Genomic DNA, 21,100 nt, shown 5'->3' on the forward strand with positions numbered 1-21,100 from the left:
GCAGATTTCATACCACATCGTGGCTCCTCCATGAAAGAGAACAGCGTGGCAGGCAAGCGCTACTCCCGTTCAAGCTGCCTGGCGTCAGATGTCACCGCTTCCATGATAGACATCAGCTCCTCCAGCAGTTCAGAGTAATAACGAGTGACGTAGCCTGCGATGGCTTCGTTGCGCAAGAGGCGGACTAGATAACCTTTAGTCACAACCAAAACCAGCATTGTCTCGCCCAGGGTGTCCTCGACTTGCTTGTAATCATGCTGAAGATTCTCCATCTCCCGTTCCATGCGTGCAATGTCGACGGCACTGACTTCACTCGGCTTTTTTCTCGTCTCAATCAGCATCTCCGGACGAGATGCTGCCAAGACCATTCGCGCATAGTTTCGAGTAAAACAGTTCGCTGAAATCATCATTTCAACCGTTTCGATTTGGCGGATGGGTTTCATCTGCCGCAGCGAGCGAAATACGTCCTGCGATACCATGCGAACCTTCAGCATCTCCGCCACTTCAGGCGCTATTCCTTTGAGTAAGTTTTCTCTATCGTGAACTTGATCAACATTGATCCCGAGCACAGCTGCAATTCGAGATGCGCCGATGCCTTTCTTCAGAGCAGATAGGATCATCTTATGCTCTTGAATCGGTGTCAGTCGGTTGATCTGGCGGTTATAGGTGAAGGCTTCATCATCAGTGGAGATCAAGCACAGTGCCTCAATGGCCCCCAATGCCTTGAGCGCCTCTAAGCGAAAGTGCCCGTCCAGAAGCAAGTATGAAGCTACTCCCCCTGCGATGAGGGGTTTGGGATGAACCACCAACGGCTCAACGACTCCCAATTCCCTAATCGAGCTCAAGATGCTGGCGTACTTTTTACTGCCTGGTATCAGTTGATCGACCCTACGTGAGGGCAGTATGCGATCTAAAGGAACCGCAATGACTCGATGCTCGAATGCCTGCTTGACCTCTGTCATCACGGCGTCACCCCAAATATTCGGTCAGCGAGTGGTTTGGGCATATCCGGAATATCTTCGTTGCGAAGTAGCGTCTTGAAGTAGTCATCGGCGAGCAATTTGCGCATTGCGGTGACGATAATCAGCAGCCGCTGTTCGTTGATGTCTGACTTTTTAATCATCACCTTCTGGCGTCGGACTTCGTTCTGATAAGCGCTGAGTAGCTTCTGAGGCGTAGGTTTTTCCGTGCGAGGCGCTTGTTGCCCGTATCGTTTGCCAAAAGTTTTACGTCTATCAACCAGGCGGCGCACCCTCATCAACTGTTCGCCTTTGAGTACGCCGCTCTCGTAGGCGTCGATCATTGCCTGCTGCAGATCGACATCCTTGGAGCGAGCAATCTCCACCGCCAATTTTATTGATAACCAACCTTTTTCCACCGCAGCGATTAGTCGTTCTTCTCCCTGCCGCAGTAGCACTAGAATTCCTTGGATGTAGCCTGAATCCAAGCAGGTTTTTTCGGCTATCTGCTGGCAGGTATACCCACGCTCTGACAGCATCTGGATTGACATCAAAAGCTCTCGGTTGGTGTGTTTTCGTCGTGCCAGGTTTTCAACCAACCCGATCAGGTACCGATCCGCTTCATTGGCGCTCACCACGATGCACGGAATTTTTCTCTCGCCCAGAGCTTGCAATGCTTCGAAGCGACCTTGGCCACAAACGATTTCATAGGGCTCGGTGCCGCTCGTGGTAGGTGCCACAGTAATCGGGCGTTTCAGACCTAACGCGGAGATGTTTTCAACAAGCCTGGCGAAGACCTGCTTGTTTCGCGCTCGTGGATTGAGCACCCGAATATCCTCAATTGGCACAAGCTGAATTGTCGTCTCTTCGGCAACGTGCATTAGGGCTCGGCGATGGGTCTCGATAGCAGTCATGCAACCCTCCTAGAATCACTGCGGCGTGAGAGCTCCGAAAGGATATCCAAGGTGTCGAACCGGTAAATTTCGAGGTTGGCCTGATTTCTTTCAGCAAGACGCAGCCGAGGGAAGCCAACATCGATTGTTGGCAGAATGTAGTAATCCAAGGCGGCTTCTTCTCCTTCCTTGATGCGAACCGCGATTGTTAAGTCGGGGCTCAAACCATGTTCGAAGCGGATGCTCCACCTCTTGCTGCCACTCGGTAACACTTGGCAGCGACTCAGCACCAGCGAGATTAATATTTCTTTGTTAACCCAGATGAGGTCAGTGCTCGGATCTACCGAAACGCTACCACCCACTTCGACAATTTTCTGAGTCGTTTTTTGAAGGAGCAGCGGGTGCATTTGCCTAAGACGTTTGTTGGCTTCGATGTATTTGTAGTCGCGTGCTGGTGAGTATCCGATTAGCGAATAGCACCGAAGCAAGCTCCCAAACCTTTGGAGATATGCGCTACTTGAGGGACATCCTTCTGACTCGTCTATAACTAGGCCTGACAGATATCCAATACGTTGATAGATTGCCTTCAGTGACTGCAGCATTTCCTCATCGGGCATGCGATAGGAGCGCGTTTGGATGATCGATTGAGCACCTTTGAATAGGATGAGGCTGACGATGGGACGAAACGCTTCATCCGCTCTGACCCACTCCTCAGGCGGGTTCTGCTTATGTGTTTCCTTCAATTTGAATGAGGTGTGATTCCACACGTTATTGCCAACATACTTTTCATTGATCAGAACCTGATGCACCGTGCCTCTCGACCATAATCTGCCTCGATCATTGAGAATACCTTGAGAGTTCAGCCAGTTTGCGATTTCGCGTTCGTTCCTTCCTTCCTCGACAAAAAGCCGATAAATGTGATGCACAATCTCAATTTCAGCTGGAGGGCCAGGCACTAACATGACACGGTCAGTTTGGATGCTTTTATGCTCCCCAATCGCTAGTTCGTTCTTGGCTGCGCCGTGCCCATCGACCAGCTGCCGCCTCAATCCGAAACCCGCCGCGCCGCCTTGGCGATACCCTAGCTCAATGAGCCGGGATTGGCCGGCAAAGACCTTAACCGACAATTCTCGGCTGTATTCGCCTGCCATCATGCGCTTCACGCTTTTGAGAATGTTAGATACAGGTGAACCGTCGTTAGTAAACTGCTCTGCGCAGTACTGGACGGATACTCCAGCCTGGCGGCAGCGCACCTCGTAACTGGCGCTCACATCGGGATCTTGAAAGCGACCCCAGCGGCTGACGTCATAGACAAGAACGGTCGAATAATCGGCTAACCCTTTCTCCACGTCATAGAAAAGTTGCTTGAGCGCGTCTCGGCCTTCTAAGCGCAAGCCGCTTTTACCCGCATCGGTGTATATCTTGTTTATTTCCAGAGCGTGAGTCGCTGCGTAAACGCGGATCGTATCGAGCTGATTCTCGGTCGAATATTGCTGATGCTCCGTAGACATGCGCACATACGCCGCCGCTAGGGCGGTGCTTGAAGCACTGCTAGTGTTATACGCGCCAATGAGATTTTGCATCGGCAAGTCCTCGATCTGTTTAGTCGCCGCTGAAGCAAGCAGGTAGGCGTGAACAGTGACTTCGTTTTGTAAAAAGTGGCTCTAATTAAGGTAGAAGACCGGGGAGGGAAAAATGTTCTCGAAAACGGGCAATTCTTTTCTGGCTCAACGGCAGTACGCAGCAGGCATTGCCAGGGCCCTGCATATGGAGCTCGGAGGAACGCATCAGGCGACGAAAACACTGATGAGGTGGACCAATGCAAATGAGAAAACGGTGAAGAACTGGATGGCTGGGAGCAACGGCCCCAGTGGGATGCACTTAGTGGCCTTGGTGAAGCATTCTGACCTGGCGTTGGCAGCTTTTCTTAGGATGGCTGGGAGGCCTCATGCGCTAACAGCTTCGGAGCTACCAGCGCTTAGGCAGAAGCTGCAGACGGTAATTGAAGGAATAGACTCTTATCTTCGTGTTGTAGATGCGGTGCTAGAGTAGATCGGGAGCAGTATCGAATATGGAACCGTTAGTGAGTGCTAACGCCATCCGGTTCCTGGGCTATATTGAAGCCGAGCACCATCAAGGCGTTGAATCATTTCGCCTACTATCCATGGTGACTCATCGTTAGCAACGGCAGCGTGATAATCCGCATGTTCACCATGATCTACGAGCCCTGCCTCATGTCGAAGTGCTTGGCGCAACGTGAAGATTGATCAAGAATCGTGGCGTCCAATCCGACCCGTCCATCACGCACCAATGATAGAGCGGTAGCGGCCAGGGCGGTCTTTTCATCAATAATCGAGTACATGACTGTTCCCGTCGCCTGATCTTCCAGGCTGGTTAGTACGACTTTCCTGGCTATGCTCCCGAATTTCCGCACTCGATTGCTTTGTCACCCGAGGTCGCAGTTGAAACCCAGATCCGGCCGTAAGCGTCAGGACGCTCGAACCGGATTTTCGGATGCCTTCGTGATACTCAGGAACGCGTATCGTCGCGGCGACGACTAGCCTCGACGTTGAGTTGGCCCCAGGGCTTGGTGCAAATCAGCGATCAAGTCCTCAATCGCCTCAATTCCTACCGACAGACGAATCATTTCGGGCTTCACGCCAGCCTTTGCTTGTTCCTGCTGGTTCATTTGCCGATGGGTAGTGGAAGCCGGATGGCAGGCAAGAGACTTGGCGTCACCGATGTTGACCAGTCGCTTGAAGATTTGCAGAGCATCATAGAAGCGCACGCCTGCGTCATAGCCGCCCTTCAAACCAAACGATAGGATCGCCGACGGTTTCCCCTGCATGTATTTTTGTGCCAGTGCGTGATGAGGATGGTCCGGGAGACCGGCGTAGCTGACCCATTCCACTTCAGCATGGCTCTGCAGGAATTGCGCAACTTTCAGGGCGTTGTCGGTGTGACGCTCCATGCGCAGCGCGAGCGTTTCCAGGCCTTGCAGCAGCAGGAACGCGTTCATGGGTGCCAGTGCCGCGCCGGTGTTGCGCAATGGCACTGTGCGGGCGCGCGCGATGAAGGCGGCGGGCCCGAACTTCTCGGTATAAATCACGTCATGGTACGCCGGCTCGGGCTGGTTAAGGCTGGGGAATTTTTCCGGGTATTGGGTCCAGGGGAAGTTGCCGCTGTCGATGATCACACCGCCTAGGGAGTTGCCGTGTCCGCCGACATACTTGGTCACGGAATGCACAACGATATCGGCCCCAAACTGAATCGGCTTGCAGAGGATTGGCGTAGCCACCGTGTTGTCGACCATCAGCGGTACGCCGCGGGTGTGAGCAGCTTCAGCCAGGGCTTCGAGGTCAATGATGTTACCCGCCGGGTTGCCGATGCTTTCGCAGTACACCAGCTTGGTGTTGTCGTCGATCAGTTCGGCGATAGCCTCGGCAGAGTCATCTCGGGCAAAACGCACATCCACGCCAAAGCTTGGCAGCAGGTGGGCGAATAGAGTGTAGGTGCCGCCATAGAGTTGTGGGGTAGTGACGATATTGTCACCTGCGCGGGTTAACGTTTGGATCGCATAATGGATTGCCGCGCTGCCGGCCGATACGGCCAGCCCTGCCACGCCGCCTTCGAGGGCGGCCATCCTTTGTTCCAGCACATCATTGGTGGGGTTCATGATTCTGGTGTAGATATTGCCCGGCACGTCCAGGTTGAATAGGTCGGCGCCGTGTTGGGCGTTATCGAATTCGAAGGCAACATTCTGATAAATAGGCACTGCGACAGCCTTGGTGGTCGGGTCCGACTTGAAGCCATGGTGCAGCGCGATGGTGGCGTCTTTCATGATTGGTTTTGATCCCTTTAAATTATTCCGGATTTTGCGGCACGAAGATTTTGTCGAAGTCCATTATGCCGATCTTCGAGCTCTGTGACCTGGTAAGTCCAAATTTGCTGAGGGGGGTTGCCCCCCAAACGCTGCGCGCAGAATATATGTGAAGGCGTTCCGCCATTACTGGTGATCACGCGTTCGCGACATGACATTAAACGCAGATCAGACAGCAAGCAATCTCCAGACGCGACCCTATTATCGAAGAAGGGCCGCAAGATGGCGAACCTAATAGCCAATTTCAGTGCTATCAAGTCGTCATCATGACTTTGCCGGAAGGTGCCGATGGCTTGGTTTCTGCGAATGTTTAAGGATCGTCTTGGATTCATGCGTGAGTGCATATCAAATCTGGGGCCACGTACGACCCGTGAGTACAGGCGCAATTCGGAAGGCTTTGGATTTTGTTTTGTGACATTGCCTTCTCAGAGCCCCGGAGCAGTCTTACCCTTCAGTGCTAAAGGTTTTTTCAAAGTAAAGTTTCGAACATCTGGAGGCTAATAATGTTAGAAGGGACTGCAATGATTCAGAGGAAAAGTGATTATGCATTGAGGCTGCGTCAATCCAGGTGAATTTTATGATCCAGACGTTGAGGTTTGTACTTTGTGTGAGAGCGTACTCAACGCATTGTGGCGAAACCCTTTTAATATTTTTTAGTAAGGATAAGATCTCCATGTGCAGGTTGTTATCCATTTTTGCTTGCAGCTCGATTGTATTGATTGCCAGTTTGGACATGGGCGAAGTCTCTGACGCTGAACATGAAGGGGGGTATTCAAGCGTGTTAACTATACGGGGTAGATGCTGAGTTTTATCTCCAAGTCTTAGTCCCTGTCACCCTGAAAGGCTATTTTGAGGTGGGATTAATTTAAAGAAGATTTATCATGAGAAAATGACAAAATATTGATCATGTCCGCCAGATTTTGGTGAATATCGCTTCAAGGCGATCAAGCCATTTAGCTTTTTGCTGTTCATAGGTGAGATGACGCTCAGGATTGGGGAAGGCGTTTTTGCCAAAAAACATCGCTGCGTTGTGGGCGTTGGCAATGTTATTTGGTCGATTTGAAGCGTGCGCGATGCTCCTTGGGGGTGATGCCAAAATTCTTCACAAACCTTCTGATGAGGGTTGATTCACTGCCCAGCCCGCAGCGCTGGGCGATGGTTTTGAGTGGGTTATTTGAATTTGTAAGCATATCGCGGGCCGCGTCTAGTCGGAGCAGTTCCACCATTTTGCTTGGTGATTTTTCCATTGATTCCGAGTATTTACGTACGAAGGTTCTTTCGCTCATGTTCATGAAGTTTGCGAGCACTGGTACTGTTAAGTCGGTGCTTAGGTTTTCATTAATCCATGCATGCAAATCTGAGAACTGACTGCTCTTCGATTGCAAGGTTAGGGAAGAGCTGAATTGATTCTGATCTCCAGGGCGTTTGAGAAACATTACCAGGTGTCGAGCAACCTCCAGCGCAACGGAGTGTCCCAAATCTTTCTCGACGATCGATAATGCTAGATCAATTCCTGATGTAACACCTGCTGATGTCCATATGTGCTCATCATTAATAAATATTGGGCCTCGTTTAATTATTATTGATGGAAAGTTTCTCTCCAGTTCGTCGTACGCCGACCAGTGAGTGGTTGCTCTTCGTCCGTCAAGTTTTCCGGCACAGGCTAGTGCGAATATGCCAGTGCAAACAGAAATCAGGCGCTCGGCTTTGTCTGCATGGTTTATAAAGTGCGTGACAAATTTCGGGTCTTTACAGAAATCATGTATGCCTGGTCCACCGGGTATAATTAAGGTATGTGGCGAAGAGGTTTCTGCTTGCAGAATTTCAGTGTTTATTGAGAAATTTGAGCATGTCTCAGTGGTTGGATTTAACGCTAAAATAGAAATCGTATACGGTTGGTGATCGGGGCGGGAGAAGCGGTTGGCTGCCGTGAACACGTCGAGAGGCCCCGCCAAGTCAAGCAAACTTATGTTCGGGTAGGTGATGAACTGTATGGATTTAGGGCGCATAAACAGCTACTCCAAGAGGCAACGTCTGGACACGTTTACTGACGACTTACTGAGTAATTTTGAGTACTAGACCGTCCCCTCGCAATAGATATCTATACATCTTTTCGAAAAATCGTCATGAGCTTTTGATGGACGGATCTGCCTGAGCGCTAAAACAAGGAGTTGACCTACCTTGAATGCAGATTGAGAAGTTGCTGCCCGGCGGCGATAGGTGTGACATTTAGCTCGGCAACGGCTGCAGAAAAGCTTCGACATCGTGCTACGGCTTGGAGAGTTCGCAACGCATAAGGTCCTGGGGATTACACCGCATTGCTAGTCGGTGCGGCTTGGCAGGGCGTCATTACTTAGGGAAAGAGAGATCATTGTAACGAGCAGCGGCTGAGTCGCAGGTGTGGGCTCACCTATAAGCTCGTACCCGACCTCTCTGATACCGAAGCAGCTTGACCTCAACCGTTAGGTTTCATGGTCTGATCAAAGCTCTTTGGCCTCTACTTCCTTCGTTTCAGCGATGTGCCTCATCGCTTGCCAACCATGCGTACCGCCGCCGCCAGCGCGAAGGGCTGTTGCTACCATAATTACCTCAGCTACATCTTGTTTCGATGCTCCAGCACTCACAGCGAGCAACAACACGGAGGCGCCGGGCTGGAAGGTGGCTTCGACGACTCGGCGTTTAAAGTCGAGCGGGAAGTTGGGGCGGCGACCGGTTCGACGAGCTGGGGCAACTGTATTCAAGATAGTATCCACTAAAAAATGGTGTCCCCTATCTTGGCTAATTTAGAGGGCTGTCAGGATAGAGTGTTGGGCGGACGGTTCCGAGACATGGCCCACGCACGGCGCAAGTTCTTCGATCTGCATATGACCAATCAGAGCCGGGTGGCCGCTGAGGCCTTGCGAGGGATCGCCGAGCTTTACGAGATTAAAGGGCGCGGCCGGGGAACTCGACACAAAACATCAGCAACAACTGCGCGGTCAAAAAACAGAACCCAAGTGGCAATCGCTGTACGACGTTGCTGTCGATTCGCCAATGCACTCGGACGTCAGGGACAGTGCCGCACGATTGTGTATGAAGGTTGAATATCTCCCTGGCAGCCGATTGTATTGGCTCTGTCGCCCCTGCTTTTCATGAGATGGTTAGCCTGCTGAACAAACCTATCTTGGCGTACTGCCGGACTGGGAACCGCTCAAACAAGCTGTTCGAGCAGTGTATCGTGGGCGAATGGCCCAGGCTTTCCCAATACTCCTGCTTTCATATTTTGGATGAAAGTCGATTGGCATCAGATGTCAACGACTCTGTCATCCACTGACAAGCCGCGGGCTTCGTCACTGATTACTTTGCTTGCTAGGAGGCTCGGGTTGCGAGGTAGGAGATCTCTGCCAAATCCAGGCCTAACAAGCAGATCGAAAAAGAACGGCATCAGAGAAGTCGCGTTGATGGCTACAGTCAGAACTGAGCTATTTCCTGCCCGGGCGGCTATGACGGTCATTCTTATGACTAGTAGCCCCCAATTAAGAGCTTGCACATTGCATTGAGTCCTGCGCGTTGCTCGGCAATCAGTAGCGGCTTGAGCTGGTACTCGGCGAAAGCACGGGTATCTACAGGTCATTAGAACAAAAAACTGGAGGCTCAAGTATGAAGGTTGAACGTTACGCCCATTGCAGCCATTGGGGAGCCTACTCAATTCTCGTCCAAAATAACGAAATTGTTGGGATCGAGCCATTTGAACATGATCCTGCGCCTTCGCCGATTATCGACTCCGTTCGCGAATGGGCACGTTCAGATCGACGTATCACGCAACCTATGGTCCGTTCTGGTTGGCTTCAGAGCCGGGAAAAAAGTGATCGATCCAGGCGGGGTGAAGACCAGTTCATACCGGTGACTTGGGAAGAAGTCACCAATTTAGTGGCCGATGAAATTAATCGGGTGTCCTCAAACTATGGTAACGAAGCAATTTTTGCCGGTTCCTATGGGTGGACAAGTTGTGGCCGGCTTCATCATGCCCCGTCTTTGCTCAAGCGTATGCTGAACCTGGTAGGGGGCTACACCGGCCATGTGGATACCTACTCAATTGCAGCAGGACCCACAATACTTAGGCATGTCCTTGGAGAAAATTGGAATACCTGCATCCCGCGCGTGGGTGATAACCCGCAGCGCATTTGCGGCAGCGTGTTCGATGTCGGTTAGAGGCAATTTGCCAGTGGGCAGGTATTCGTTTTGTAGATCAACTACTACAAGACCTCGGTTCATGAACGATCTCCAGTCAAATGAACAACGTGATGATGTTTCTTGGGCCGAGCTGTTTGCGTGAGTCAATCAGCGTCAATGGCGGCCCAATAAATCAGAACTCCAGTGAAGCGCCGTCTTCCGGAATCGCTACACGGTTCTCAATACCGTGCTTTTTGACATAGGTGCGCAGTTCTTCACGAGTCAGGGACATGTGATTGATTGCATCCATGTGTACGGCGACGATCTTCGCGTATTTCGCAGCCTGAGCGGCGCGTAGAACATCTTCCTCACCCATGATGATCGACCCCTCATATCCGGTCATCATTGCCTTGCCTGCATTCAGTACGATCACTTCGGGGTGATACTTCTCAATGGTCTGGTCTACCTCTTTACGCCAGACCGTGTCACCGGCAAGGTAAAGGGTCTTGTAGCCTGGCGCTTGAAAGACCACCCCCATGGCTTCACCTAACGGCTTTGCCAGGGCTGGCACGGCATACATTTCATCTGTGCCATGTTGACCACCGGTTTTCGTAATTCTGACGCCGCCGAATTCAGCGTCGCCTTCCAGGACGCGCACATTCTTGAAGCCTTGTGAACGAATCAGCTTCGCATCGTCCTCATGTTGAGTGAATAAAGGGATGTCTTTAGGTAGGGCTTTTTGCGCGGCGTCGTCCCAGTGATCAAGGTGCGTGTGAGTGACGATCACTGCGTCGACGCCGGCGATAACCTCAGAAGGTGACTCGGTCAGATCAACCAATGGATTTCGAAGGTTACTGCGGTAGGTATTTTCAAATCCTGGGTAAGCGCCCTTTTTGGCGAGCATCGGATCGATCAGGAATGTCGTTTCACCGTAGGTGATTTTGGACGTCGCGTTACGAACTTGCTGTAGATCCATTTTAGGGGACGCGTCAGGTGCCGTTGGGGCATTTGTGCCCGCGAATGCCGACGTGGTCGCGGCTGCGCAAGCCATGCTTAGTGCAAAGCGAAGCGTTTTAAAACTCATGAATTCAGTCTCCAGTTGGTACCTCAAGGCTTCATTCTTGCTGAATGCTTTCAAGACTGACAGTGGCCTGAATGACATATTTCGATATAATCGGGCCAATCAGTTTTTCGTTTCCAGAACGGAAAGAGGGGGAGGCGACAGCTCAATTCAGCCTCTGCCAAGCATTTAACCGAGGGCGCGCGCCCAGATACCTGCGAGCGTAACGACAAGCCCATTGGGCCAAACCGAGGCTACCTGATGCATTCCATACGTGTTGCTGTCTTGGCTTTTGATGGCGTAAGCCTGTTCCATCTTTCTGTACCCGGGATGGTGTTGGGGGCAACTCAGTCCGCGCCTGGCGAACCTCATTACGAGATCAAATACTGCGCAGAGACGCCGGGAATGGTGGCAAGCGATCAAGGCCTCGGTTTAGAGGTCACTCAGGGCCTGGAATTGATGGCGGCATCTGACCTGATCATCATCCCGGCGTGGGGGGATCAATCGGTTTTTGCATCTACCGAACTGGTGGCAGCGCTTCAACTCGCCAATTCCGAAGGAAAGCTCATCGTTGGGTTGTGTCTAGGCGCATTTGTGCTCGGAGATGCCGGGCTACTTGATGGCAAGGAAGCAACCACTCATTGGACCGCCCGAGACGAGTTTGCGCGACGTTTCCCAAATGTTCGTTTCAGGCCAGAGGTGCTCTATGTCAGCGCTGAGAATATCGTGACGTCAGCAGGAACCGTGGCGGCAATCGATTGTTGCCTTCATTTGGTACGCGAACGACTTGGAGCCGAGGCCGCGAATCGCACCGCGAAAATGCTGGTCACTCCGCCACATAGGCAGGGGGGGCAAGCTCAATACATAGAATATCCTGTGCCGCATCTATCTAGAGAGACGCATTTGTCTGATGTACTGGAGTGGGCTCGGATGAATCTCTCCAATGATCTGACGCTCGACGTGTTGGCAGACATGGCGAAGATGAGTCGGCGCACTTTCACACGACGCTTCAGGGAGGCTACTGGCAGCACCGTCTCTAAATGGTTGAATGCCCAGCGCGTTGTCAGAGCGCAGGAGCTGTTGGAAACGACTGACCTACCCATTGAGTGTGTAGCGGGTGAAGCAGGTTTTGGCACCCCCTTATCCTTGAGGCAACAATTTGGCGCTCAGCTCGGCACCTCGCCTTCTGAGTACAGGCGAATGTTTTTTCGTGAAATGAGCCCGGTCCGAAAGACGAGCGACAGTGAGCACACTGCCGAACTGTCTAGCTAATGACTGAAACCGAAAAGCTTCAGTCATTATCGCCCCTAGAAATCCACGGTCACTCCGGTATAAAACGCGCGACCATCACCTGGCGAGTGCAGGGATGCCTGAGCACCGTCCGGGTCGTACCAGACGTATTCGTAATATCGGTTTGTGAGGTTCTTCAGTTGCAGATCGACGCTCACTGACCGCGTTACCTTGTAGGTTGCGCCAAGGTTCATCAGCACGTAGCCGCCATAAGTTCCCTTCGTGTTTTCCCGTTCAAGGTAGTAGTTAGTCTGACCGTTCATCCAGGCAGTCAGCTGTAATGCAGGTGTCGCGTCATAGCTGATGCCGGCGTTGTACAGGTGATGTGGGATATGGTCGATTTCCTGACCTTTGCTATTAGGCAGAGTGGCGCTCGGCTGGAGGATTTTCGAATACTGCCAGGAGTACGCCATCCATATTTCGGTACGATCGTTCGGGTGCAGGTTCATCTGCAAGTCATAACCCCACCGCCGAGTTTCACCGACGTTGTCTGACTCGCCACTGGGGTCGTTCAGCCGGCGACTGACTTCCCCCGAGGCCTCTTGCTGCCAATAGGCGACGCGTCCATCCACCCAGTCAGCCGGGGTGAACTTTATGCCTGTTTCCCAGCCCTCGTTGATCGAAGGGGCTAGGTCAGTATCTCTGGGTGGAATCTTGTAAGCCGCCGCCCCGGTGCCCACTTGAAAGGTACGCCCCCAGTTCGCATAGAAGCTGGCAACGTCCCACGGAGAATAGACAACGCTGAACTTTGGCTGCTTGATCAGCCCGTAGTCGTTGATGTCGTAGTCTGTGCCGGTCATTTCGTTAGTGAAGTCGCCCTGGATCTTGTCGACCCGATACGCCGGTACGATCTTAAGTGATTCGAAAGGTTTGATTTCGGCCTGGATGTAAGCGCCGTAGGTGTCGAAGTCGAACTGCTGGTCGCGGGTGGTAGCTAGACGTGAGCGGTCTCTGGTGCGATATCGCTCACTTTTGTTTTGCTGCTGCTGTACGTCTGCACCACCTTCGAGGGCGAAATCGTAGAGCCAGCTGACTTCAGGTCGCCAGGTCAGGGAGGTGAGTGCGCCATATTGCGTCTCGTAGGCGTCGCGTTCCTGCTGAGCGCTTGTACTCCAGTATTGCGTCCAGCGCCTGTCATCGAAGGTGTTGACGTAGGCCTTCGCTGACCAGGCGAGGGTATCAGCCAAGTCTGTATCGAAATGCAGACTGACCTGGTTCATACGACGCGTACCCTTGTCAGTAGCGTTGAAGCTGTTGGTCATTTCCGGATGATGACGTGCATCTTCTTCAGCTAGATAACCTGGCTCCTGAGCCTCTGTTTCGTAGTGACGAGCAATAAGGCCGATACGGTAGCTGTCATCATCCGGCGTGTAGAACCATTTGCCCGACATCGAAAATTTGTCGGCCTCGGCGTGTTTGCGGTAGCCATCGGCTTTCTGATAAGCGAAGAAATAGTTCTGCGTCCAGTTGCTACCTTCGATGCCTTTGGCGAGTTGTGTTTCCTGAGTATTGAAGCTGCCATACCGCAGTCGCGCTTTGGTGTAATCACCCCCGGTGCGGGTGATCATATTGACGTTGCCAGCAATGTTGTTCAGGCCATAACGCGCATCGCTGGTGCCACGCACCACCTCGATGGCGTCCAATTCCATGGGAAAAATCATGTCCATGTACGGCATGTTGCCGTCATTGCTGTTGCTCGGGATGCCGTCGATCAGCAATTTGACCGCATTCACTTCGCCTTCGCCGTTGAAGCCGCGGAACGAGATTTTGCCCGAGGTTGTGCCTTGGTTGAACTCAGTCAGCATCACTCCTGGTGCGCGGCTGAACAGCTCCCAACTGTAGTTGACCGGCATATTTTCAAGGATGTCAGCACCCAGAATATCAACTGAGCTAAGTACACCACTTGTGCTTAAAGGGTCGCTTGCCGAGCCCTGAATGCTGACCGCACCCAGGGTCAGGGTTGAATTTTCGATCTTGCTGGCTTCAGCTAATGCCACTGACGGCGGGCTCAACGCCAGCATGCCTATTGAAAACAGGGGCCATAGGGGACGAGACACAGACAAGGCCTTTGCTGGGCGCAAAGTAGTTGAAGCAGGCATAGCACGCACTTCCTGATGATCAAGAAACTTTTAGGGCGTTCAGCGTCCGTCGCAGGTCGCTAAAAGAATTTAAAGAGGGCAGCACCGCAGGTTTTAAGCGGTGTTGTGATCAGGCGAAAGGAGAGGCGCGTGGACTTAGACTGGGCCAACGAATCCTTGGATGCAGCGTCGGTAGTTCAGAATTTTCGAGGGCGGTATCGGGTGTGTATTGCGGTAGGAAATGGCGATAGTAGTCAGAGGGTAATGCTGCCAATCCTGCATGCCCACAGCAGCAGTCGCCGTGTTGCATGACAGGTTTCGATTGGGGTGACTGCAAGGCATCAATCACCTTGCCAAGATCTTTAGGAACGGCACTCGAGTTCCCGCCCGAACAGAACCCGCCCCAAAGCATCAGGTTCACGTCTGGCGTCTGCATCGCACGGCTCAGCGGCATGGCGAACATGTTCAGCAAGACGGCCAGGCATGCAATCCAGGGACGGATGTGTTTCAACGAACTCATAACTGAAATCGCCGCGAAGGGGCGGCTATTTAGCCCGCTTTATAGAGTGAAGTAAATTTTTCCTGGGTGCGCTATTTCGCCACAGGTCATATTGGATTGCAGGGGAGATGTCTGCGTCCAAACAAGACGCCTGCACCAACTGGTAAACTCGCTCATCAACTTGTTGGATGATGGCTATGTCTCTACGCGCACTTCGAACACTGCTTGCCATTGCCCAACACGGTTCTTTCGTCAGAGCAGCGGACGCGGTGCATCTCACCCAATCAGCTGTCAGCCTTCATGTTCGGTCTTTGGAGGAGGATTTCAATACACGCCTGTTTGACCGCTCACGACGGTTGCCGGTGCTGACGGATGCAGGCCATATTGCCGTTGAGCGCGCGCGAGAAATTCTAGCCTTATACGACGGGATCTCCTCCGAGATTGGAGGCGACACTGAGTTGCGCGGCAGGCTCAGAATCGGTGCCATTCATACAGCGCTGGCGAGCGTCTTGCCCCTCGCGTTGTCGGCAATGCGTGCTGAGCATCCTCACCTGCGCATCACTGTTGCGTCGGGAATGTCCGCTGAGTTGGCCACGCGCGTGGAGGCGGGCGAGCTTGACGTTGCGATCACCACGGAGCCGGTGAAGCCACACCCTTATGGCCTGGCAAGCACGGTACTTTACGAGGAAGGGTTCTGGATCATCGCGCCGGTGTCTCATGCGCATGAGGACTTGAAGCTTCTACTCAAAAGCCAGCCGTTCATTCGATTTGATCGTCGCGCCTGGGCAGGTCGTACCATTGAGCGAGAGCTTCGCGCTATGCGGCTGCGTGTGCAGACCAGCATGGAACTGGATAGCCAGGATGCGATTATCCAGATGGTCTCAAGCGGACTGGGCGTATCCATCATTCCGCTTTCCGAACATCAAGTCGTAAGCATGACGACACTGGCCGTCGAGCCGTTCGGCATGCCTCAAAAAACCAGGCGCGTGGTATTGCTGGAGCGCGAAGATCGTCCGCTTGGGCGACTGGCGGCAGCCCTGGCGAACGCGTTGAAAGCGCATGTCTTGCACGATAAACCATGAGAAATACTTGTTGATTGCTGAAGTTTAAAACGTTTTTATTTTGGAGTCCGACCTCTTATTGTGGCCCTCATTCAAGTGAGTTCTTGAGGGCCCCATGATCACTGGACCTGCCGTAGACATGCCGCTGATGAGCCGGCCGATTGTGAGATGTGAACCGTCGGTACAAAAAACCAAGGCACGCGTATGACCCTTTCCTTGTTGACTGCCTTGCTGCCCATCGCGCTACTGATCGTGCTGGGTGCGTGGCTCAAGCGTCGGCAATTTCTGACGGATACTTTTTGGGCGCAGGCAGAGCGCTTGGCGTATTACGTGTTGCTGCCTTCTCTTTTCTTTCACGGATTGGCGACCGCCAACCTTGATGGCGTGCCCTTTCAAAGCATGGTTTCGGTGCTCGTATTCTCGACTGCGGTGGTATCGTTGATGCTGTTGGGCGCGAAGTCGCTGATCACCATCGACGATGCTGCGTTCACTTCGGTTTTTCAGGGGGGGATACGTTTCAATAATTACGTAGGCGTGTCGGCAGCCGCGGGCTTGTTCGGTGTGCAGGGTATAGCCCTGGCAGCGGTCGCGAACGCGGCCATAGTGCCCAGCGTGAACATTCTGTGCGTAATGGTATTCGCGAAGTACGGGTCAGCCGGCAGGATGCCATTTAGCAAAGTCCTAAAGCAGTTGGCATTGAACCCACTGATACTCGCGTGCTTCGCCGGCGGATTGGTCCAGGTCTCGGGCTGGGGACTGCCTGTCGGTATTGAGCCGATGCTCAAGGCCTTGGGACAAGCGTCACTGCCGCTCGGATTGCTCTGTGTTGGTGCTGCGCTTGAGTTCGGAAGCATAAAGCAATGGTTTCGCCCGGTGGGTTACTCGTCGCTGACCAAGTTTTTAATCATGCCACTGGTTACGCTTTTGGCGTGCCACCTATTCGAACTTGAAGGAAAGGCCGCGGTTGCAGCACTTCTATTCCAGGCACTGCCCACAGCCTCATCCTCCTACATCATGGCAAGGCAATTAGGGGGAGACGCCCCCCTTATGGCTGGGATCATCGCTTGCCAGACCATGCTGGCAGGATTAGCACTTCCAGCGGTTATCCTCGTGATGGCCCAGTGGGTTTGAGTGTCAAGTATTTACAAACATTGAGTAAAGTAAGACCGACAAGAAAGCGCCTCTGGTTCGTTCGAGTGTGTCAGGTGTTACTCATTGACAAACGAGAAATGAGCTGACCACTTCAGGAAACTTTGCATCTGCCCTCCCTCGAACACCGTATTCCTGTTTGGAAAACGACTTTTGCTGCCGCGACACCGGGTCGAGTTATGAAGCGAGAACATGAGTTGGTGCCGGGCGGCCAAACCCTTCGGGTTGATCGCCTTCACGCGTTAGGCACAGCCCATAATGCGCTGTGCCTAACACAGTTTCATGAGTATTCGATAATCTGCTGGCTACGTAACATATTGAACCTCGCAAAGCCTTCTTCGAGATCGGAGATAAGATCAGATGGATCTTCAAGACCGATATGAAGCCGCACCAGGTGCCCGTCGACTTCCCAAGAGGTCGCACTTCTGACGGGTTTGGGGTCGGCAATCATCGCCAAGCTTTCAAAACCACCCCAAGAGTAACCAATTGAAAACAACGATAGGCTATCCAAAAGTGCATCTGCCGCGACTTGTGTTGAAGGTTTGGTCACGAAGGAGAGTAAACCGGACGCTCCTTTAAAATCCCTCTTCCATAACTGGTGCTGAGGGTGAGATTCTAATGCAGGATAATAAACCGCTTTCACCTCCTCGCGTGTCTCCAACCACTTGGCGACAATCGTAGCGTTTCTGTAATGACGCTCCAGTCGCACATCAAGTGTTCTCATGCCCCGGAGCGCCAGCGTCACGTCATCTGGACTCGCAAATAAGCCCATGCTGAAATGGAATCGTTTGAGGCTGTCCCACGCGCGCTTGGAGGCTGATACGGTGCCAAGAACCGCATCGGAGTGACCGACGATATATTTCGTAGCTGCCATGATGGACAGATCAACACCAAGTTCCAATGAAGGAAAGTAAAGCGGGGTGCCCCAAGTGTTGTCTGCAATAACTAGGATGTCATGATCATGTGCAACCTGGACTATAGCAGGGAGGTCTTGTATTTCCAAAGTCAAGGAGCCAGGAGATTCGGTATAGATCGCCTTAGTGTTCGGCTTGAGCAAGTCAACGATTCCGGCTCCTATTGTCGGGTCGTAAAACGAGACCTCAATCCCCAGCCGTTGACCCACCTGCTCACAAAAAGCCCTTATCGGCGAATACACATTGTCGGCAACTAGCAGATGATCCCCAGTTCCCACGACAGACAGTATGGCAGTCGTGCATGCCGAGAGCCCTGAAGGACAAAGAACCGTGCCTTCCGCTCCCTCCAACTGCTGGAGGGCCTGAGTCAATGCCTCTGTCGAAGGGTTATTCCACCGGCCATACGAATATTTTTGGCGACCCTCGCGCATCGATTCCGATGTAGGAAAAGCTACGGTGGAGCCCCGGTAAACCGGTGTATTCACGAAACCATGATGCTGATTGGGGTTGATAGAAGCATGGGCGAGCAGGGTTTGCACGGTTTTATATTTTTTCATACAGGCTGCCATTTCTTGAGTAGTGGGGGGCGTGTCGTTGCGCGTGTCGCTGAGATTAAAGTACTAAATTTATTAAATGTCTACCATTTGGTTTGCGTTTAGTAAAAACGCCTTTAAAAACAGATAGTTATCCTTAAATTATAAAATATGTTGCGTGGCTACCGAGTAGATGGTAGGTTTTTAGTGCCTGATGGTTTCGGCCTTTTGCGACCGAAATGTGATGCTTATGGCGCGCTAGGACATTTCTAGAGCGAGGCCTAATAACCGTAATGGTGAAGGCGCGGTGCGCTCTCTTTCTTCTCTTTGAAGCTGGGGAGGAAAGACTTAAGTTTGCAAGGGATAAGAAAAATAACTGCAAATTAATTGTTTGGGTGACACATGAAAAAGAAAAACGTACAGCCCGTTCCAGCCGTTCAGTGTGAAAACGAATTGAGAGACAGATCAAACTGGCTTGACTCTCATGAAAGTGGCTACTCAAAACACCTAAAAAAACGCCATGTGCAGATGATGGCACTCGGCGGAGCTATCGGCACTGGGTTGTTCTTGGGAGCAGGGGCCAGGCTTCAAATTGCCGGGCCTGCACTTGCGGTGGTGTATTTAGTGTGTGGGGTTTTCGCCTTTTTCATACTAAGAGCACTGGGTGAACTGGTTATGCACCGCCCCAGCAGCGGGAGTTTTGTATCTTATACTAGAGAGTTTATGGGGGAGCGCGCCTCCTTTGTAGCGGGCTGGATGTACTTCTTGGTTTGGGCACTAACGGGTGTAGTTGACATAACAGCGATTGCGATATACATGAAATACTGGAGCGTTTTTTCGGACGTCCCACAGTGGATATTCGCGCTTAGCGCCTTGGGCGTTGTGACATTGATGAACATGGTTGGTGTCAAATGGTTTGGTGAAATGGAGTTTTGGTTTGCTGTTATTAAGGTGGCAGCTATCAGCATTTTTTTGATTGTCGGCTCGTTCTTTTTTGCAACTGGCCACGAGGTGGCGGGGCACATCCCGGGTCTGCATTTGATCTCGGATAATGGAGGTGTTTTTCCCCATGGCTTTCTGCCGGCGATTATTATCGTGCAAGGCGTAATTTTTGCTTATGCGAGTATAGAATTGGTGGGAACCGCTGCTGGTGAGACGGCAGATGCTAAAAGGGTCATCCCTAAAGCAATCAATGGCGTGGTTTGGAGAATAGGCCTTTTTTACGTAGGCTCGGTATTCTTGTTAGTCACTGTATTGCCGTGGACGGCCTACAGCGCTAATGTCAGCCCTTTCGTGACGTTCTTTGAAGCGCTCGGCATTCCTGGAATTGGCTCCGTTATGAATATCGTTGTAATGACTGCCGCACTCTCTAGTCTGAACTCAGGCTTGTACGCAACGGGGCGGGTACTGAGATCGCTAGCCATGGGAGGATCTGCCCCAAAGATGTTTAAACGTATGAGCACCCAAGGGGTTCCTTATATGGGGATCTTAGTGACAATGGGGATCAATGTATTTGGCGTGCTATTGAATTTTCTAATTCCGTCCCAGCTATTTGAGCTGCTGCTTAATCTAGTTTCTCTGGGGATCCTTTCCACTTGGGCATTCATTGTACTTTCTCAAATAATGTACCGTCGTGCGGTGAAGAGAGGTGAAGCCGAGATGGTCTCGTTTAGAATGCCTGGTGCTCCGTTTACCTCTTGGCTGACCCTGGGTTTCTTGCTCGTAGTGCTGGTGCTATTGGGTTTCGATTATCCTAATGGAACATATACTGTTTTATCTATACCGTTAGTCGCTGGAGCTCTAATGCTGGGTTGGGCAAAGGCCGTCCGTTCCAAAGCTGTACGCTCGGAAAAAATAGAGGGCAGTTCGAGCCATGTAGGAGTATAGCTTAATGCCGATGAGAGCGCGGTTTATGACGTGCTTTCATCGCTTTAAGTTGAATCGTTGCTGTAAAGCAGTTAATATGCGTATGTCAATAATGCAAGGTAAGATTTATGAGTACTCGTTCTGACCTTTTAACCACTGCCGAGCTGTTGCTGCGTACCAAAGGGTACGCTGCATTTAGCTATGCCGATTTGGCTGACGAAATTGGTATAAAAAAGGCGAGTATTCATCATCACTTTCCTACAAAGGAAGGGCTTGGAATTGCCGTTATTGATAGCTATCTTTTTAGGTTTGTGAAGAGTCTAGAATTGATAAATGAAGAGAGTTCCGACACGATCGTTCGGTTGAGGGAATTTTCTAAGCTGTTTATTGATAGCTCAAAAAATGGAATGCTACCCTTATGTGGTGCGCTCGCTGCCGAACTTTCTGCTCTGCCGGACAGTCTTAAGGATTTGACTAGGAGGTTTTTTGAAATCCATATTGCTTGGTTGGAAAATAATCTCGCATTGGGTCAATCTGAAAAGGTTATAAAGGCGGATCTCAATCCCAGAACAGTTTCACGGGCGATATTGAGCTTGCTTGAGGGTAGCAGTTTTGTATCTTGGGCGCTCAATGATACAGTTGTTGATCAGTCTGGGTTTGATTTGATATTGAATAATATTGTCGTTTCGTAATATAAACTGAGAATCAGGTTGCCAAAATCAGTAGGAAGCCTTTCACGTTGTGTTTGCCCATCTTATTAGGTGGG

The 21,100-nt window shown here is 51.7% G+C and carries 15 protein-coding genes and 4 pseudogenes; 7 read left to right on the plus strand and 12 right to left on the minus strand.

Annotation, left to right across the window (positions count from 1 at the left end; translation table 11 throughout):
- Nucleotides 1-59 precede the first annotated feature (59 nt).
- From AD659_RS12330 to AD659_RS30360, 7 genes and pseudogenes are all read right to left on the minus strand, one after another.
- The gene (locus AD659_RS12330) at nt 60-962 is read right to left on the minus strand and encodes a ParB/RepB/Spo0J family partition protein (protein WP_043042089.1); all 903 of its coding nucleotides are present in this window, start codon (nt 960-962) and stop codon (nt 60-62) included.
- A complete protein-coding gene (locus AD659_RS12335; protein ID WP_053121562.1) occupies nt 962-1,873 on the minus strand; it encodes a ParB/RepB/Spo0J family partition protein in 912 nt (303 codons plus the stop codon). The genes AD659_RS12330 and AD659_RS12335 overlap by 1 nt, the downstream gene beginning before the upstream one ends.
- On the minus strand, nt 1,870-3,435 hold the full coding sequence (locus tag AD659_RS12340) for a recombinase family protein (RefSeq protein ID WP_082343548.1): 1,566 nt from the start codon (nt 3,433-3,435) through the stop codon (nt 1,870-1,872). Before AD659_RS12340 ends, AD659_RS12335 begins: the two co-directional genes overlap by 4 nt.
- Nucleotides 3,436-3,945: 510 nt before the next feature.
- Nucleotides 3,946-4,214, minus strand: a pseudogene (locus tag AD659_RS30200) (serine hydrolase); the annotation flags it as partial.
- Nucleotides 4,215-4,409: 195 nt separating this feature from the next.
- The gene (locus AD659_RS12350; RefSeq protein ID WP_053121566.1) at nt 4,410-5,693 is read right to left on the minus strand and encodes an O-acetylhomoserine aminocarboxypropyltransferase/cysteine synthase family protein; all 1,284 of its coding nucleotides are present in this window, start codon (nt 5,691-5,693) and stop codon (nt 4,410-4,412) included.
- Nucleotides 5,694-6,778: 1,085 nt separating this feature from the next.
- Nucleotides 6,779-7,741, minus strand: coding sequence for a GlxA family transcriptional regulator (locus AD659_RS12355; RefSeq protein WP_053121568.1), 963 nt, complete (start codon nt 7,739-7,741; stop codon nt 6,779-6,781).
- A 167-nt stretch (nt 7,742-7,908) separates the two neighbouring features.
- On the minus strand, nt 7,909-8,022 hold the full coding sequence (locus AD659_RS30360; RefSeq protein WP_145902449.1) for a helix-turn-helix domain-containing protein: 114 nt from the start codon (nt 8,020-8,022) through the stop codon (nt 7,909-7,911).
- A 541-nt stretch (nt 8,023-8,563) separates the two neighbouring features.
- Here AD659_RS30360 and AD659_RS30205 point away from each other — a divergent pair.
- Nucleotides 8,564-8,815: pseudogene (locus AD659_RS30205) on the plus strand (IS66 family transposase); the annotation flags it as partial.
- 556 nt (nt 8,816-9,371) lie between these two features.
- Nucleotides 9,372-9,803: pseudogene (locus AD659_RS29220) on the plus strand (molybdopterin-dependent oxidoreductase); the annotation flags it as partial.
- Nucleotides 9,804-9,845: 42 nt separating this feature from the next.
- Here the strand turns inward: AD659_RS29220 and AD659_RS30210 are convergent.
- Both AD659_RS30210 and AD659_RS12360 read right to left on the minus strand, forming a co-directional pair.
- Nucleotides 9,846-9,986: pseudogene (locus AD659_RS30210) on the minus strand (cysteine hydrolase); the annotation flags it as partial.
- 91 nt (nt 9,987-10,077) lie between these two features.
- Nucleotides 10,078-10,968 (minus strand): MBL fold metallo-hydrolase, encoded by an 891-nt coding sequence (locus AD659_RS12360; protein ID WP_039012782.1) that lies wholly within the window; start codon nt 10,966-10,968, stop codon nt 10,078-10,080.
- A gap of 237 nt (nt 10,969-11,205) precedes the next feature.
- On the opposite strand from AD659_RS12360, the gene AD659_RS12365 reads away from it, so the two are divergent.
- Entirely contained in the window at nt 11,206-12,216 is a 1,011-nt protein-coding gene (locus AD659_RS12365) for a GlxA family transcriptional regulator (protein WP_041020831.1), read from the plus strand.
- A gap of 35 nt (nt 12,217-12,251) precedes the next feature.
- Here the strand turns inward: AD659_RS12365 and AD659_RS12370 are convergent, their stop codons facing one another.
- Both AD659_RS12370 and AD659_RS29225 read right to left on the minus strand, forming a co-directional pair.
- On the minus strand, nt 12,252-14,333 hold the full coding sequence (locus tag AD659_RS12370) for a TonB-dependent receptor (protein ID WP_153044013.1): 2,082 nt from the start codon (nt 14,331-14,333) through the stop codon (nt 12,252-12,254).
- Between the two features lie 109 nt (nt 14,334-14,442).
- Nucleotides 14,443-14,832 carry a DUF2946 domain-containing protein gene (locus AD659_RS29225; protein ID WP_080766460.1) on the minus strand — a complete coding sequence of 130 codons (390 nt, stop codon included), beginning with the start codon at nt 14,830-14,832 and terminating at the stop codon, nt 14,443-14,445.
- A 176-nt stretch (nt 14,833-15,008) separates the two neighbouring features.
- On the opposite strand from AD659_RS29225, the gene AD659_RS12375 reads away from it, so the two are divergent.
- Together AD659_RS12375 and AD659_RS12380 are read left to right on the plus strand one after the other, a co-directional pair.
- Nucleotides 15,009-15,893 carry a LysR family transcriptional regulator gene (locus tag AD659_RS12375; protein ID WP_041020834.1) on the plus strand — a complete coding sequence of 295 codons (885 nt, stop codon included), beginning with the start codon at nt 15,009-15,011 and terminating at the stop codon, nt 15,891-15,893.
- A gap of 183 nt (nt 15,894-16,076) precedes the next feature.
- Nucleotides 16,077-17,003, plus strand: coding sequence for an AEC family transporter (locus tag AD659_RS12380; RefSeq protein WP_039011336.1), 927 nt, complete (start codon nt 16,077-16,079; stop codon nt 17,001-17,003).
- Between the two features lie 298 nt (nt 17,004-17,301).
- Here the strand turns inward: AD659_RS12380 and metC are convergent, their stop codons facing one another.
- Nucleotides 17,302-18,492, minus strand: coding sequence for a cystathionine beta-lyase (gene metC, locus AD659_RS12385; RefSeq protein ID WP_053121572.1), 1,191 nt, complete (start codon nt 18,490-18,492; stop codon nt 17,302-17,304).
- Between the two features lie 378 nt (nt 18,493-18,870).
- On the opposite strand from metC, the gene AD659_RS12390 reads away from it, so the two are divergent.
- Together AD659_RS12390 and AD659_RS12395 are read left to right on the plus strand one after the other, a co-directional pair.
- Nucleotides 18,871-20,355, plus strand: a complete 1,485-nt coding sequence (locus AD659_RS12390) for an amino acid permease (RefSeq protein ID WP_053121574.1) — start codon at nt 18,871-18,873, stop codon at nt 20,353-20,355.
- Between the two features lie 107 nt (nt 20,356-20,462).
- Complete coding sequence (locus AD659_RS12395) at nt 20,463-21,026, plus strand: TetR/AcrR family transcriptional regulator (RefSeq protein WP_039011342.1); 564 nt, start codon at nt 20,463-20,465, stop codon at nt 21,024-21,026.
- Nucleotides 21,027-21,100: the final 74 nt, after the last annotated feature.

The organism is Pseudomonas thivervalensis (assembly GCF_001269655.1).
GTDB classification, from domain to species: domain Bacteria; phylum Pseudomonadota; class Gammaproteobacteria; order Pseudomonadales; family Pseudomonadaceae; genus Aquipseudomonas; species Aquipseudomonas thivervalensis.

What these genes read in the sequence shown, in the direction of transcription:
- AD659_RS12330 (WP_043042089.1), bottom strand. Translation starts at nt 962, where the DNA reads ATGACAGAGGTCAAGCAGGCATTCGAGCATCGAGTCATTGCGGTTCCT.
- AD659_RS12335 (WP_053121562.1), bottom strand. Translation starts at nt 1,873, where the DNA reads ATGACTGCTATCGAGACCCATCGCCGAGCCCTAATGCACGTTGCCGAA.
- AD659_RS12340 (WP_082343548.1), bottom strand. Translation starts at nt 3,435, where the DNA reads ATGCAAAATCTCATTGGCGCGTATAACACTAGCAGTGCTTCAAGCACC.
- AD659_RS12350 (WP_053121566.1), bottom strand. Translation starts at nt 5,693, where the DNA reads ATGAAAGACGCCACCATCGCGCTGCACCATGGCTTCAAGTCGGACCCG.
- AD659_RS12355 (WP_053121568.1), bottom strand. Translation starts at nt 7,741, where the DNA reads ATGCGCCCTAAATCCATACAGTTCATCACCTACCCGAACATAAGTTTG.
- AD659_RS12360 (WP_039012782.1), bottom strand. Translation starts at nt 10,968, where the DNA reads ATGAGTTTTAAAACGCTTCGCTTTGCACTAAGCATGGCTTGCGCAGCC.
- AD659_RS12365 (WP_041020831.1), top strand. Translation starts at nt 11,206, where the DNA reads ATGCATTCCATACGTGTTGCTGTCTTGGCTTTTGATGGCGTAAGCCTG.
- AD659_RS12370 (WP_153044013.1), bottom strand. Translation starts at nt 14,333, where the DNA reads ATGCCTGCTTCAACTACTTTGCGCCCAGCAAAGGCCTTGTCTGTGTCT.
- AD659_RS29225 (WP_080766460.1), bottom strand. Translation starts at nt 14,832, where the DNA reads ATGAGTTCGTTGAAACACATCCGTCCCTGGATTGCATGCCTGGCCGTC.
- AD659_RS12375 (WP_041020834.1), top strand. Translation starts at nt 15,009, where the DNA reads ATGTCTCTACGCGCACTTCGAACACTGCTTGCCATTGCCCAACACGGT.
- AD659_RS12380 (WP_039011336.1), top strand. Translation starts at nt 16,077, where the DNA reads ATGACCCTTTCCTTGTTGACTGCCTTGCTGCCCATCGCGCTACTGATC.
- metC (WP_053121572.1), bottom strand. Translation starts at nt 18,492, where the DNA reads ATGAAAAAATATAAAACCGTGCAAACCCTGCTCGCCCATGCTTCTATC.
- AD659_RS12390 (WP_053121574.1), top strand. Translation starts at nt 18,871, where the DNA reads ATGAAAAAGAAAAACGTACAGCCCGTTCCAGCCGTTCAGTGTGAAAAC.
- AD659_RS12395 (WP_039011342.1), top strand. Translation starts at nt 20,463, where the DNA reads ATGAGTACTCGTTCTGACCTTTTAACCACTGCCGAGCTGTTGCTGCGT.